At 74.6% G+C, this 12,485-nt stretch carries 13 protein-coding genes; 6 read left to right on the plus strand and 7 right to left on the minus strand.

The features are described 5' to 3' along the window. Positions 1–45: 45 nt before the first annotated feature. Together ACFY15_RS10550 and ACFY15_RS10555 are read right to left on the minus strand one after the other, a co-directional pair. Complete coding sequence (locus ACFY15_RS10550) at positions 46–1,497, minus strand: sensor histidine kinase (protein ID WP_390691177.1); 1,452 nt, start codon at positions 1,495–1,497, stop codon at positions 46–48. Further along, entirely contained in the window at positions 1,494–2,195 is a 702-nt protein-coding gene (locus tag ACFY15_RS10555) for a response regulator transcription factor (RefSeq protein WP_390691176.1), read from the minus strand. The genes ACFY15_RS10550 and ACFY15_RS10555 overlap by 4 nt, the downstream gene beginning before the upstream one ends. Before the next feature lie 159 nt (positions 2,196–2,354). On the opposite strand from ACFY15_RS10555, the gene ACFY15_RS10560 reads away from it, so the two are divergent. Both ACFY15_RS10560 and ACFY15_RS10565 read left to right on the plus strand, forming a co-directional pair. Then, positions 2,355–2,741, plus strand: coding sequence for a VOC family protein (locus ACFY15_RS10560; RefSeq protein WP_390691175.1), 387 nt, complete (start codon positions 2,355–2,357; stop codon positions 2,739–2,741). 136 nt (positions 2,742–2,877) lie between these two features. Further along, positions 2,878–4,014, plus strand: a complete 1,137-nt coding sequence (locus tag ACFY15_RS10565; RefSeq protein ID WP_390691174.1) for a PP2C family protein-serine/threonine phosphatase — start codon at positions 2,878–2,880, stop codon at positions 4,012–4,014. On the opposite strand, the gene ACFY15_RS10570 is transcribed toward ACFY15_RS10565, so the two are convergent. Beyond that, a complete protein-coding gene (locus ACFY15_RS10570; RefSeq protein ID WP_390691173.1) occupies positions 4,011–4,868 on the minus strand; it encodes a helix-turn-helix transcriptional regulator in 858 nt (285 codons plus the stop codon). The genes ACFY15_RS10565 and ACFY15_RS10570 overlap by 4 nt on opposite strands. A gap of 138 nt (positions 4,869–5,006) precedes the next feature. Between ACFY15_RS10570 and ACFY15_RS10575 the strand changes: the two genes are divergently transcribed. Then, complete coding sequence (locus ACFY15_RS10575) at positions 5,007–5,786, plus strand: NAD(P)H-dependent oxidoreductase (protein WP_390691172.1); 780 nt, start codon at positions 5,007–5,009, stop codon at positions 5,784–5,786. Positions 5,787–5,826: 40 nt separating this feature from the next. Here the strand turns inward: ACFY15_RS10575 and ACFY15_RS10580 are convergent, their stop codons facing one another. Beyond that, positions 5,827–6,837 carry a polysaccharide deacetylase family protein gene (locus tag ACFY15_RS10580; RefSeq protein WP_390691171.1) on the minus strand — a complete coding sequence of 337 codons (1,011 nt, stop codon included), beginning with the start codon at positions 6,835–6,837 and terminating at the stop codon, positions 5,827–5,829. 210 nt (positions 6,838–7,047) lie between these two features. Here ACFY15_RS10580 and ACFY15_RS10585 point away from each other — a divergent pair, with 210 nt between their 5' ends. After that, complete coding sequence (locus ACFY15_RS10585) at positions 7,048–8,673, plus strand: putative glycoside hydrolase (protein WP_390825344.1); 1,626 nt, start codon at positions 7,048–7,050, stop codon at positions 8,671–8,673. Positions 8,674–8,760: 87 nt separating this feature from the next. Here the strand turns inward: ACFY15_RS10585 and ACFY15_RS10590 are convergent, their stop codons facing one another. Beyond that, positions 8,761–9,549, minus strand: coding sequence for an SDR family NAD(P)-dependent oxidoreductase (locus ACFY15_RS10590; protein ID WP_390825345.1), 789 nt, complete (start codon positions 9,547–9,549; stop codon positions 8,761–8,763). A 95-nt stretch (positions 9,550–9,644) separates the two neighbouring features. Between ACFY15_RS10590 and ACFY15_RS10595 the strand changes: the two genes are divergently transcribed. Further along, positions 9,645–10,241: a TetR/AcrR family transcriptional regulator gene (locus ACFY15_RS10595; protein ID WP_390825346.1), complete on the plus strand. Its 597-nt coding sequence runs from the start codon at positions 9,645–9,647 to the stop codon at positions 10,239–10,241. 514 nt (positions 10,242–10,755) lie between these two features. Beyond that, positions 10,756–11,265, plus strand: a complete 510-nt coding sequence (locus ACFY15_RS10600) for a RidA family protein (protein ID WP_366456209.1) — start codon at positions 10,756–10,758, stop codon at positions 11,263–11,265. 146 nt (positions 11,266–11,411) lie between these two features. On the opposite strand, the gene ACFY15_RS10605 is transcribed toward ACFY15_RS10600, so the two are convergent. After that, the gene (locus tag ACFY15_RS10605; RefSeq protein WP_390691167.1) at positions 11,412–11,759 is read right to left on the minus strand and encodes an STAS domain-containing protein; all 348 of its coding nucleotides are present in this window, start codon (positions 11,757–11,759) and stop codon (positions 11,412–11,414) included. A 74-nt stretch (positions 11,760–11,833) separates the two neighbouring features. Continuing rightward, the gene (locus ACFY15_RS10610) at positions 11,834–12,469 is read right to left on the minus strand and encodes a TetR family transcriptional regulator (RefSeq protein ID WP_390691166.1); all 636 of its coding nucleotides are present in this window, start codon (positions 12,467–12,469) and stop codon (positions 11,834–11,836) included. Positions 12,470–12,485 lie beyond the last annotated feature (16 nt).

The following is a 12,485-nucleotide window of genomic DNA, read 5'->3' on the forward strand; positions in this document are numbered from 1 at the left end:
GCGCGGGACCCCTCCGGGCGGCCGGGCGGGCACCCCGGCCCGCCCTCAGTCGCGCCGGGAGATCCAGTCGCGCCGTACGGGCAGCCGCAGCGTGGGCTCGTCGTCCGCGGCCAGGGGCAGCCGCACCTCGAAGCGCGCGCCGGAGCCGCCGGGGGCCCCCGCCAGGACGACCGTGCCGCGGTGCAGCGCGGCCTGCTGGGCCACCAGGGTGAGCCCCAGGCCGGAGCCGGGGCTGCCGGGCCGGTGGTGGAACCGGTGGAAGACCGCCTCGTGCTCGTCGGGCGGCACCCCGGGCCCCTCGTCGTCCACCGTCAGCACGGCGGAGCTGCCCTCCGCGCGCAGCCGGACGGTGACCCGGGGCGGCTCGCCCGGCCGGTGGCCGTGGATCACCGCGTTGCGCAGCAGGTTGTCGAGCATGATCTTCAGGCCGGAGTCCCAGCCGAACACCCGCAGCTCTGCGGGCAGCTCCACGTCCAGCTCCAGCCCCTCCCCGCCGTGCCGCCGGGCCGCCTCGCCGGCGGCGGCGTCCACCAGCTCGCACAGGTCGAGCGGAGCGAAGGCGGAGACCTCCACCAGATCGCCGAGCGCGAGCATCCGCAGCGCCCCCAGCAGTTCGAGCAGCCGGGCGTGGTCGCTGCGCAGGTCACGCACCACCTCGGCCCGTTCACCGGGGGAGAGGTCGGGGTGGGCGGCGAGAACGTCCAGGTCCGTCTGCATGCTCATCAGCGGCGTGCGCAGCTCGTGCGAGGCGGCGGAGGAGAAGGACCGGGCGGTCTCCAGCGCCTGCGCGGTCCGCGCCGCCTGCTCGTCGTAGCGGGTGAGGAGCTGGCCGATGGCGGCGGACAGTTCGTCGACCTCGGAGATGTTCGCCGGCGGGCCGGCGAAGGCCGCCGCCCCGGCCGCCGGGTCCAGTGCGGCGGCACGCCCGCTCAGCCGCCGTACGGAGGCGGTGGCCCGGCCGGCCAGCCCGTACGCGAGGAGCCCGGACACGGGGGCGGCCAGCAGGGCCACGAGCAGCACCCGCCGGCGCACGGCGGCGACCTGCGGGTCGGTGGAGGAGGCCGGGGTGAAGATCCACAGGTTCCCGGGCGCGGTGCCGGTCACGGGCACGCTCAGCACCCGCCAGGCGTGGCCCTTGGCGCGCACTGTGAGCGGGCCGTCCGGCGTCCGGTCGGGCAGCCGCACCGCCGCGTCGGGCTGCGGACCGCCCTCCAGGACGGTCGTCCCGTCCGCGCCGCGCACCCGGATGCCCGCGTCGAGGACGTCGCCGAGCACCTTGCGGTGCTGGTTCTGCTCCGCTTTCGGCCGGCCGTTGCGGTCGGCGGCCAGCAGGGCCCGGGCGTCGGGCAGCACGGCCTCGGCCCGGTCGCGCAGCCGTGCGTCCTGCTGCTGGCGCAGGTCGCGGCTGACCAGTCCGAGCACGAGCAGACCTGCGGCCAGCACCAGCAGCGGCATGACCACGGTGACCGAGAGTGCGATCCGGGTGGCGAGCTTCACGATCCGCTCCCCGCGGAGGGCTCCCGCAGCACGAACCCGACCCCGCGCACCGTGTGGATCAGCCGGGGCCGTCCGCCCTCCTCCAGCTTGCGGCGCAGGTAACTGACGAAGGTGTCCACCGCGTCGGTGCGCACCTCGAAGTCGTAGCCCCACACCCGGTCCAGCAGCTGGTCGCGGGTCAGGACGATGCCCGCGTTGCGCACCAGTGCGGCCAGCAGCTCGAACTCCCGCCGGGTGAGGTGGACCTCGGTCCCGCCGTGGCGCACCTGGCGGGTCGCCTGGTCCATCTCCAGTGGCCCGGCGCGCAGCACGTCCCGCCCGCCGCGCGCCGGGCTGCGCCGCAGCAGGGCGTGCAGGCGCAGCACCAGCTCCTCCAGGGCGAAGGGCTTGACGAGGTAGTCGTCGGCGCCGGCCTGGAGCCCGGCGACCCGGTCGGCCAGTTCGTCCAGGGCCGACAGCATCAGGACGGGCGTCTCGTCGCCGCGTGCGCGCAGGCTCCGGCACACCTCCGTACCGGTCAGCCCCGGCATGGACACGTCCAAGACGAGCACGTCGGGGGTCCGTGCGTCCACCGCCGCGAGGGCGCCCGGCCCGTCCTCGGCGAGGACGACGGCGAAACCGCTCAGCCGCAGCCCGCGCTCCAGCGAACGCCGGATGGCGACGTCGTCGTCCGCCACGAGCACCACTGCCGTGTCCACGTTGCCTCCCGCACCGCCCTGCCCGAACCGGGCCCGACCCTCTCACAGGTGCCCGCACCGTCCGGAGGCGGCCCCCGGCCCCGGCCCGCGGACCGCCGCGTACCGCCGGAATGCGCGCTTCCACCCACGGGCCGGCGCCCGGAGCGGCACAGTGGGGGCATGGTTTGCGTACTGGGCAGCAGGATCCTGCTGAGCCCCACCGATCCCGAGCGCTCCCGCACCTTCTACGGCGGCACCCTCGGCCTCGCCGTCCACCGGGAGTTCGGTACCGGCCCCGAGCGCGGCACGGTCTACTTCCTCGGCGGCGGGTTCCTGGAGCTGTCGGGCCGGGCCGACGCGCCGCCCGCGCCCGGGCTGCGGCTGTGGCTCCAGGTGGAGGACGTGGAGGCGGCCCACCGGGAGCTGCGGGAGCGGGGAGCCGAAGTACTGCGGCCGCCGCTGCGGGAGCCCTGGGGGCTGATCGAGATGTGGATCGCCGACCCCGACGGCGTAGGGATCGCCGTCGTGGAGGTGCCCGCCGATCACCCTCTGCGCTTCCGCCCCTGAGGGGCAGGCGCCCGCGGGGAAGCCGCCGGCAGGCGCCCGCGGGGGCCCGCCGTGTCCCGTCCGGCCCCCGGGGCGGGGAGCCGGACGGGTCCGTCAGAGCGCGCTGTGCCCACGGCGCGCGGATATCCTGAAAAGTGTGATCGAGTCAGGACGGCCGCGGCTGCACCGGCGCCCCGGCCGGGGGTGGTTCGTGCGGCTGTCGCCGGTCCTTCTCACCGTCGTGATCGCCAGCCTGGCGTACGCCACTCCGCCGGAGATGGCGTTCAGCCGCCTGCTGCCCGCGGCGCCGGCCCTGGCCGCCGCCATGTGGCCGGTCCTCCCCACCGTCCTGCTCGGCACGGTCTGCCTCCTCCTGATGATCGGCCTCAGCCTCGTCTTCCCCGACCTGGGGACGTGGTGGACGGCCGCCGGGATCATCGCGGTCACCGTGGCCGCCGCGTACGGGAGCCACCTGCGGCTCCAGCGGGAGCGCACCCTCTTCCAGGTGCGGCTCGTCGCCGAGGCGGCGCAGCAGGTGGTGCTGAGCCCCCTGCCGCGCCGCCTGGGCGACGTCGAGATCGAGTCGCTGTACCTCGCGGCCGCGGCGGAGGCCCGCATCGGCGGGGACTTCTACGAGGTGGTCGACACGCCGTACGGGGTCAGGCTGCTCATCGGGGACGTGCGGGGCAAGGGCCTGCCCGCGGTGGGGGCGGCCGCGGCGATCGTGAACGCCTTCCGGGAGGCGGCCTACGACGAGGCCGACATGATCGACGTCGCCCGCCGGCTGGACGCCAGCAGCACCCGCTACAACGCCGCCTTCCCCCCCGACGGGCCGATGGAGCGGTTCGCCACCGCCCTGCTCGCCCAGATCCCGCACGGGGGAGGCCGGATCGACATCCTCAACTGCGGGCACCCGCCGCCCATGCTCCTGAGCCGCGACGGACTGCGCGTCCTGGACCCCGGCACCCCCTCGCCCCTGCTCAGCCTCGCCGAGCTGATCGGCAGTCACTACTACGTCGACGGTTTCGACTTCGCCCCCGGCGACCTGTTGCTCCTCTACACCGACGGGATCGCCGAGACCCGGGCCCGCGACGGCGAGTTCTTCCCGCTGGCGGACTGGATGAGCCGGAAGTCCCCCACACCTCCCCGCGACCTCCTCACGGCCCTGCACCGCGACCTCCTGCGCCACAGCAGGGGCAGCCTCGACGACGACATCGCCGCCCTCGCCGTCCGCCGGCGCGATAGCCCTGAGACGCCGCCGCCCGGCGACGGCGCGGGTCCACGGCAGGACTAGCGGACCGGGTCCGTCGTCCCGGTCTCCGCACCGCGACGGACCTCGTCTCCCTCCGCGCCCAGGCCCGCGAGCAGGCGCAGCCCGTCCTCGGCGGGGCTGCCGGGTGCGGCGGACAGCACCAGCAGCTCCATGCCCGGGGCCTCGGGCAGTGCGAAGTTCTCCTGGTGCAGCTCCAGCGGGCCCACCAGCGGGTGCCGGTACGCCTTGCGCCCGTGCGTGCGGGCGCGCACGTCCGCACGGGCCCAGAGGCGGCGGAAGCGCTCGCTGCCCATCGCCAGCTCCCCGACGAGCGAGGCCAGGCGGGGGTCCTCGGGGTAGCGGCCGGCGGCCAGGCGCAGGTGGCCGACCACGTCGAGGGTGCAGGTCTCCCACTCCGCGTAGAGACCCTGCTCGCCCTCCTCCAGGAAGAGATGCCGGGCGATGTTCAGGCCCGGCAGCGGCCGGCCGAACAGGAGCCCGGCGAGCCGGTTCCCGGCGAGCACGTCCAGCCGGTGGTCCATGATCAGCGCGGGTGCGCCGGCCACCAGGCCGAGCACGCGCAGCACCTCCGGCCGGACCCGGCCGCCCGGCGTCCGCGCGCGGCGCCGGGGCCGTCGGGCCAGCCGGTGGAGGTGCCCGCGCTCGGTCTCGTCGAGGACGAGGACGCGCGCGAGGGCATCCAGGACCTGCTCGGAGGGCTGGGTCGCACGGCCCTGCTCCAGGCGCACGTAGTAGTCGACGCTGACCCCGGACAGGTGCGCGACCTCCTCGCGGCGCAGCCCCTCGACCCGGCGACGGCTGTCGGCGGGAATGCCGGCCGCCGCCGGGTCGACCCGGGCGCGCCGGGTCCGCAGGAAGCCCGCGAGATCGTCCATGCGCCCAGTATGGCCGCCGCGCCGCCCGCGAGGGTGGCCCTGCCGATACCAGGAAGTCCCGTCCTACGGAAGGGGCGTCCCTGAACACCGGGCGCCGCGGCCTCCAGGATCGGAGGCAACCGATCCGAAGGAGTTCCCGTGAAGACGCTCATCGTCCATGCCCACCCGGAGCCGAAGTCGCTCAACAGCGCGCTGAAGGACCTCGCCGTGTCCACGCTGGAGAACGCGGGGCACGAGGTACGGGTGAGCGATCTGTACGCCATGGGCTGGAAGGCCGTCGTGGACGCGGCCGACTACGGCCCCCACGCCTCCAGTCCGCTGAGGGTGGCCCTCGACTCGGGGCGGGCCTTCGAGGCCGGGGCGCTCACCCCCGACGTCCTCGCCGAGCAGGAGAAGCTGCTCTGGGCCGACACGGTCGTCTTCCAGTTCCCGCTGTGGTGGTACTCGATGCCCGCGATCCTCAAGGGCTGGGTGGACCGGGTGTTCACCTACCGCTTCGCCTACGGGGTCGGCGAGCACAGCGGGACGAAGTACGGCGAGCGCTTCGGCGAGGGCACCCTCGCGGGCAGGAGGGCCCTGCTGTCGGTGACCGTCGGCGGCCCGCAGGCGCACTACTCCGCCCGCGGCATCAACGGCCCCATCGACGACCTGCTGTTCCCCGTCCAGCACGGGATCCTGTACTACCCGGGCATCGAGGTGCTGCCGCCGTTCGTGCTGTACGGCACGGACCGGCTGACCGACGAGGACTACCCGGCCATCGCCAGGGCCTGGGAGGAGCGCCTGCTCACCCTGGAGTCGACCGAGCCGATCGCGTTCCGGCGGCAGAACTTCGGCGACTACGAGATCCCCTCCCTGCACCTGAAGGAGGGTCTGGAGCCCGCCGGCCGCTCGGGGTTCGGGCTGCACGTGCGCGGCTGACCCGTCACCCGGCGGCCGTCACCCGGCGGCCGGCCGCGGCTCAGTACGGCCGGGCCCGCTGCGCGAAGGCCGGCGACAGCTCGTTCTGCGCGGCGCGCGGGAAGGCGACCGTGGCGGGGTCCCCGTCCGAGACGTACCGGTTCTTCCCCGCGGCGAGCTTGTCCAGCCAGCGCGAGGAGCCGAACTCGGCGTCCTCGTCCTTCGGCCCCGCCGAGCGGATCCGGGGGATGGCCCCGGGCGTGAAGGACTTCGCGAACGGCGAGACCGACGGGTTGGAGCCCACGAGGTACACCCCGTCGTAGCGGTATCCCGTCCCCCGCGCGGCGACCCCGGCCGGTTCGGGCATGGCACCGAAGGGCAGGGCGAGCGAGGTGACCCGCGTCCCGGGCGCGGCCTTCTCGATGGCCCGCTGGCCGGCCGTGATCGCCCGCGCGGCGCCCGCCTGGTCCAGGGAACGCAGGTTCTCGTGGCGGTCGGTGTGGTTGGCGACCTCGTACCCGTGGTCCTTGAGCCAGGTCAGGGCCTTGGCGGAGCCTGTGGCGGAGAAGGCGTCCGCGTTGACGAAGAAGGTCGCCGCCGGCTTGAACGCCGGGTGCTTCCTCGCCGTCTCCGCCAGGATGGCGACGGCGGTGTCCGGAGCCGGGGCGCCGTCCGCGCCGAGCCGCACCTGGCTGTTGGTCGAGTCGTCGAACGTGAGCACCACCGGGTGCGTGCCGGCCGGGATGTCGATGCGGCCCGTCTGGAAGTCACGCGCGGTCACCGGCACGTAGTCCTCCCGCGCGAGGCGCTCCAGCTCGGCCCGGAAGTCGGCCGGGGTGCGGTCGTAGACGCTCGCCGGCTTCTCGGTGAGCTGGTGGTACATCAGCACCGGTACCTGGCCCAGTTCGTTGGCGCCGACCTCGGCCGGGCCCTTCACGGCGACGGGGGCGGCCGCCGGCGACGAGGCCGCGCGGGGCTGTCCGGCGGCCGGCGGCGAACCCGGGGAACAGCCGGTGGCGAGCAGGGCGGCGGCGCCCGCCAGGGCGCCGAGCGGGACGAGCGGGTGGCGCATCGGAGGCCTCTCGACGGCGGATGTGTCGCGCCATACCTACCGGCTACGGGAGCCCGCATACCGCACTGTCCCCTGCACGGCGTAGCCGCCGCGCCGGGGCCGTTCGCGGCCGTTCGCGTGAAATGTCGGCGCCGTGCGGAGGCCGGCCCGCGCAGCGGCAATGAATGGAGACAGCATCCGCCCGCACCCCCCGGCCCTAAGGACGTCGCGATGTCCCGCACCCGCATACCGTACTCCGGCTCCTCCTCCCGCCACCGCCGTCCGGCCCGCCGGGGCGTCCTCATAGCGACGGCCGGGGCGCTCGCCCTGGCCGGGGCCGGCGTCGGCGCCTGGACGTTCCTGGCGCCCGGTCCCGGCATCGAGGGCGTGAGCGACGGTGCCGTCCTCGGCGGCCGCGCCGCGGCCCAGATGAGCGCCTACCTCGCCGCGGGGGCACTCGACGGCGGGAAGAAGCTGCACGCCACCCTGGACGGCGCGGCGGTTCCCCTCACCGCCGAGGGCACCCGCCTGAGACTCGGCCTCCCGCAGCTCAAGGAGGGCCGCCACACCCTGGTGGTGGCCGGCGGCAGCAGCCTCCCCTTCGCCTCGCGCCGCCAGGTCGTGGGCTTCAGCGTGGACACCACGCCGCCCGAGCTGAAGGTGGCCGCCCCCGAGATCAAGGACGCGGCGGCTCCCGTGACCATCACCGGCACCGCCTCGACCGACGCCGAAGTGAGCGTCAACGGGAAGAAGGTCTCCCTCGACCGGGCCGGCGCCTTCAGGGTCACGGTGCCGAAGGGCACACCCGTCGTCACGGTCACGGCGGTGGACCGCGCCGGGAACACCACCACGAAGGACGTGTCCGCCCGGGGCCGCCGTCCCATGGTCCGGGCCGCGCACATCACGGCCATCGGCTGGGGCGACGAGACGCTGCGCGGCGGCGTCCTCGCCCTGGTCCGCAGCGGCAAGCTCAACGCGGTCGAACTGGATGTCAAGGACGAGGACGGGGAGGTCGGCTACGCCTCCCAGGTGCCGCTGGCCCGGCAGATCGGCGCGGCCAGGGGCTACTACGACGCCCGCAAGGCGATCGCCGAGATCCACGCCGCCGGCGCCCAGGTCATCGGCCGCATCGTGGCCTTCCGCGACCCCAAGCTCGCGGCGGCCTCCTGGAAGGCCGGCAAGCAGGACCAGCTGGTCCTGACCCCGTCCGGACAGCCCTACGACGGCGGCCACTACGGCGCCCTGTCCTTCACCAACTTCGCCGACCCCGTGGTCCGCAAGTACAACCAGGACCTCGCCGTCGAAGCGGCCCGGCTGGGCTTCGACGACGTCCTCTACGACTACGTGCGCCGGCCGGACGGCCCGCTGTCGCAGATGCGCTTCCCGGGCATCGGCACGGCCACGCCCGAGCAGTCCATCACCTCGTTCGTCGCCGACACCCGGACCGCGCTGCGTCCGCACGGCAAGTACCTCGGGGTGTCGGTGTTCGGCATCGCCGCGACCCGGCCCACGGAGATCGCGCAGGACATCGCCGCCCTCGTCAAGGTCACCGACTACATCGCGCCGATGGTCTACCCGTCCCACTGGGCGCCGGGGGAGTACGGCGTCGCCCAGCCCGACACCTCCCCGTACGCGATCGTGCAGCGTTCGCTGGCCGACTTCGCCCGCCAGGCGAAGGGCACGCAGACCGAGATCGTCCCGTGGCTGCAGGACTTCTCCATGGGCAGCACCTACGGGCCGGCCGAGGTGGCCGCGCAGATCAAGGCGGCCGAGGCGAACCGGATGAACTCCTTCATCCTCTGGAACGCCGGCGCCCGCTACCAGGGCGCGGCACTCCAGCAGATCAGCGCGCACTGACGCGCCGCTGCCGCCGGTGGCGGCCGGCCGTGCGGGAGGCGGGTCCCCGGTCCGGGGGCCCGCCCTCCGCGTGCCGGGCCTGCGGGATCAGGCCTTCAGGATCCGTCCCGACACCGCCAGGGTGACGCGCCGCGGCGTCAGGGCGGCGGCGGCCGCGGAGATCCGGTTGGCCAGGCCGGCGACGATGCTCGGCGGGGTCTTGCCGCGCTCCAGCGCGCGGCGCGCGGCGGTCACCACCTGCTCGGGGGTGGCCATCCGGCCGACGGCCGCGTCCCGGCTGCCGACGACGTCGAAGAACTCGGTGCTGACCGGCCCCGGCGAGACGGCGAGAACCCGAAGGGGCGAGGTGCGGGTCTCGTAGGCGACGGCCTCGGTGAAGCTGAGGACGAAGGCCTTGGTGGCGCCGTAGACCGCCATCGCGGGGGTCGGCTGGTACGCAGCCGCGCTCGCGACGGTGACCAGCGCGCCGCGCCCGTCGGCCGCGAGGCCGGGCAGGAAGGCCCGGGTGAGCTCGGTGACGGCCACGACGTTCAGCTGGATCATCTCGTTGATCTGCGCGGGGTCCTGCCGGGCGAACGGGCCGTGGCTGCCGAAGCCGGCGTTGTTGACGAGGGTGTGGACCGTGATCCCGCGGGCGTCGAGCTCCGCGCGCAGCGCCGCCGCGGCCCCGGGCAGGGCGAGGTCGGCTGCGACCACGTGGGCCGTGATCCCGTAGCGCTTCTCCAGATCCGCGGCGATCTCGTCGAGCCGGTCGAGGCGGCGGGCGACGAGGACGAGGTCCGCTCCGCGCGCGGCCCACTGGCGGGCGAACTCGACACCGAGGCCCGCGCTCGCCCCGGTGATCAGGGCCACGGTCCCCTGGTATGTCATAGGCATCGTCGGCTGCTCCGTTTCCACGTGTTGAATGGTCTCGAATGTAGGCGGCGGCATCATTGTAGTCAATGACAACATCAGGAAGAGGGGAGCCCGCCTTGACCGAGGGGCCCTACCACCACGGCAACCTCAGGGCCGCTCTGCTGGAGCGCGCGGAGGCCGTCCTCACCGAGTCGGGCGCGGACGGCCTGTCGCTGCGCGCCCTGGCCCGCGACCTCGGCGTGAGCCACGCCGCGCCGTCCCGCCATTTCCGCGACCGGCGGGCACTGCTGGACGCCCTCGCCGTCAGCGGCTTCGACCGGCTGAACGAGCGCCTGCGGGCCGCCGCCGACGCGCCCGGGCCGGTGCCGGCGCGGCTGGCCGCCCTGGGGCGGGCGTACGTGGAGTTCGCCGTCGCCCACGCGCCCCTGCTGGAACTGATGTTCAGCGCCAAGCACGCCGACGGCTCCAGCGCGGAACTCCGGGAGCTGGGGCACCGCAGCCTGGACACCACCGCCGAACTGATCGCGCGGGCCCAGGCGGAGGGCGTCGTCCGCGCCGGCGACCCGGCCCGCCTCGCCCAGGTCGCCTTCTCGACCGTCCACGGCCTGGCCACCCTGGCCGTGGGCTCGCTCCTCGACGACACCCCGCTGGCGGAGGCGACCGACCTGGCCCTCGACGTCCTGCTGACCGGGCTGGAGCGGCCCGCCGGATAGTCCCTCCCGGGCTCCCCGGCGGGCCGGGGGCGGGTGCGGCCCCCTGTGGGGTGGGGCGCCGGGCGGCGGGAACGGGCCTGTCCGGCGTCCTCGGGTTCGCCGCGGGCCTGCCGCCCGCGTACGGGCCACCGGCGGGCGGTGCGGCGGCCGTCCCCGGCACCTGGTCCCGCTCGCCCGGGCAGGACGTCCGGAGCGAGGAGGTCCGCGTCGGCGTCCCCTGCTGTTCCTGGCCGGCGCGCAGCGTCGGGGCGCCGCCCGCACGCCCCGGATCCACCGCCGCACCGGCCCCCGGACTCCCGGAGGCGGCACGGGCTGCGGAAGGCCTCCGGAGGCTCGTGACGCCGGAGCCCGGGCGGACGGCCCGTCGGGGACCCGCCTCCGGGCGGTGGAGCCGCCCTGTGCGGAACAGGGCGGGGCCGTTCGACGCGGGATCGATTCCCGTTCGAGGAATTCTCGCTCGCGCCCTGTCACTCTCGTCGCGCCAGGCTCCACTGGGGACGAAAGGACAAAGGGTATGACCAAGTCAGGGCGCAGGTTCGGTATCGCTGCCGTGGTGGCCGCGGTCGTGGCCGCGATGATCGCCGTCGTGGGACCGCAGGGGGCCAGCGCGCAGGACCAGTCGCGCCGGGGCTGGGACCACTTCGGCTTCGGGGTGCCGTGGGAGGGCTCCTACGGGTACTCGCAGGCCATCAGAGCCGGTGACACGGTGTACATCTCGGGTCAGCTGTCGCACGACGAGGCCGGGAACCTGGTGGGCGTCGGCGACTTCGAGAAGCAGGTGCGCCAGTCCTTCGCCAACATGGACAAGGTGCTCGCGCACTACAAGATCCCGCGCAGCCAGATCGTCAGCATGAAGATCTACACCAAGGACCTGCGCAAGAACTTCGACACGGCGGCGCGCCTGCACAAGGAGTACGTCGGTAACCACCGCACGACCGACACCATCCTCGGTGTCAGCGACCTGGCGTTCCCCGACCAGCTGGTCGAGATCGAGGCCGTCGCGCTGGTGAAGCCCCGCTCCTGAACGAGCGGGCCGCGCGGGCGACGCCGCGCTTCTGATCGAGTGGGCCGCGCGGACGTCGCCGCGCGGCCCACTCGTCTGCGGTCCCCCTCCGGCACGCGTCCGCCTGCGACGGCCCCGCCGCCGCAGGCGGACGCGTGCGGGCGGCGTCAGGCCGGCACCGCGGGGTCGAGGGTGAAGAGGCCGACCGTGCCCGTGATCTCCAGTACCCGGATCATCTGGTGGCTGGGTGCCGCGAGCCGGAGGTGATGGCCCCGGTCCCGGGCCTGTTCACGGGCCGTCAGCAGCGCGCTGAGGCCCGCGGAGTCGCAGAAGGACGAGTTCCGCAGGTCGAGGACGATGTCCGCGCCCTCGGGGGCCTCGGAGAGGCCGGTCCTGAGCGAGGTGCGGAGCCGTTGGACATGGTCGAGGTCCATGTCTCCGCTCACGGGCAGCACGTACCGGTCCGGGCTCGCGGGTGACGTCGGGTGATCGTTGTGCTCCTTGCCGGTGGTCATGGCGTACCTCCTGGTATGCCGTGCTCCTGCCCGCAGGCGGATGCCGCATGCCTGCCCGGCGGGAGCGGCCCGGATCAGCCGGGAAGGGCCTCGGCCAGGCCCGTGCCGAGGAGGCGGAAGGCCCGGTCGGCGGCGGCGACGGCCTCGGGGTACACCTCGTCGGCGGGGCGGCCCGCCTGCACCTGCTCGCTGTTGCGGTCGGCGAGCGCGCGCAGGACCGTGACGATCTGCACCGCCGCCAGCCGCGCGGTGAGCTCGTCGGCGCCCGCCTCCTCCAGCGCCCCGGCGAGGGCCGCGATGCTGCGCCCCGCGTACCGCAGCAGCCGCTCGCTGAGGCTCGCCGTCGTACTGAGCAGCCGGGCGAAGGCCACGGCGTCGGGGTCGGAGGCGAGCCCGGTGACCGGGTCCCGCCGGGCCAGGGCGTCGAGCTCGTGCGCGTACAGGGCCGCCAGGGGGCTGGTGCCGGCCGGACGGGAGCGCACCACGCGGGCCGATTCGTCCTCGTGGTCGGCGAACTGGTGCAGGACCAGGTCTTCCTTGGTGGGGAAGTACGTGAAGAGGGTGCGCTTGGAGACCTCGGCCGCCTCCGCGATCTCCACGATCGACACGTCGTCGAACCCGCGGCTCAGGAACAGCCTCAGTGCCGCTTCGGAGATCGTCTGCCGGGTGCGCTGCTTCTTGCGGTCCCGCAGACCGAGTTGCTCAGCCATGGGCCAACGATAGCAA

This window comes from Streptomyces sp. NPDC001373 (assembly GCF_042895815.1).
Lineage (GTDB): Bacteria > Actinomycetota > Actinomycetes > Streptomycetales > Streptomycetaceae > Streptomyces.

Excerpts from the sequence above, each read along its gene's own strand:
- ACFY15_RS10560 (WP_390691175.1), top strand. The coding sequence starts at position 2,355 with ATGGTTTGCGTACTGGGCAGCAGGATCCTGCTGAGCCCCACCGATCCC.
- ACFY15_RS10570 (WP_390691173.1), bottom strand. The coding sequence starts at position 4,868 with ATGGACGATCTCGCGGGCTTCCTGCGGACCCGGCGCGCCCGGGTCGAC.
- ACFY15_RS10580 (WP_390691171.1), bottom strand. The coding sequence starts at position 6,837 with ATGCGCCACCCGCTCGTCCCGCTCGGCGCCCTGGCGGGCGCCGCCGCC.
- ACFY15_RS10585 (WP_390825344.1), top strand. The coding sequence starts at position 7,048 with ATGTCCCGCACCCGCATACCGTACTCCGGCTCCTCCTCCCGCCACCGC.
- ACFY15_RS10590 (WP_390825345.1), bottom strand. The coding sequence starts at position 9,549 with ATGCCTATGACATACCAGGGGACCGTGGCCCTGATCACCGGGGCGAGC.
- ACFY15_RS10600 (WP_366456209.1), top strand. The coding sequence starts at position 10,756 with ATGACCAAGTCAGGGCGCAGGTTCGGTATCGCTGCCGTGGTGGCCGCG.
- ACFY15_RS10605 (WP_390691167.1), bottom strand. The coding sequence starts at position 11,759 with ATGACCACCGGCAAGGAGCACAACGATCACCCGACGTCACCCGCGAGC.
- ACFY15_RS10610 (WP_390691166.1), bottom strand. The coding sequence starts at position 12,469 with ATGGCTGAGCAACTCGGTCTGCGGGACCGCAAGAAGCAGCGCACCCGG.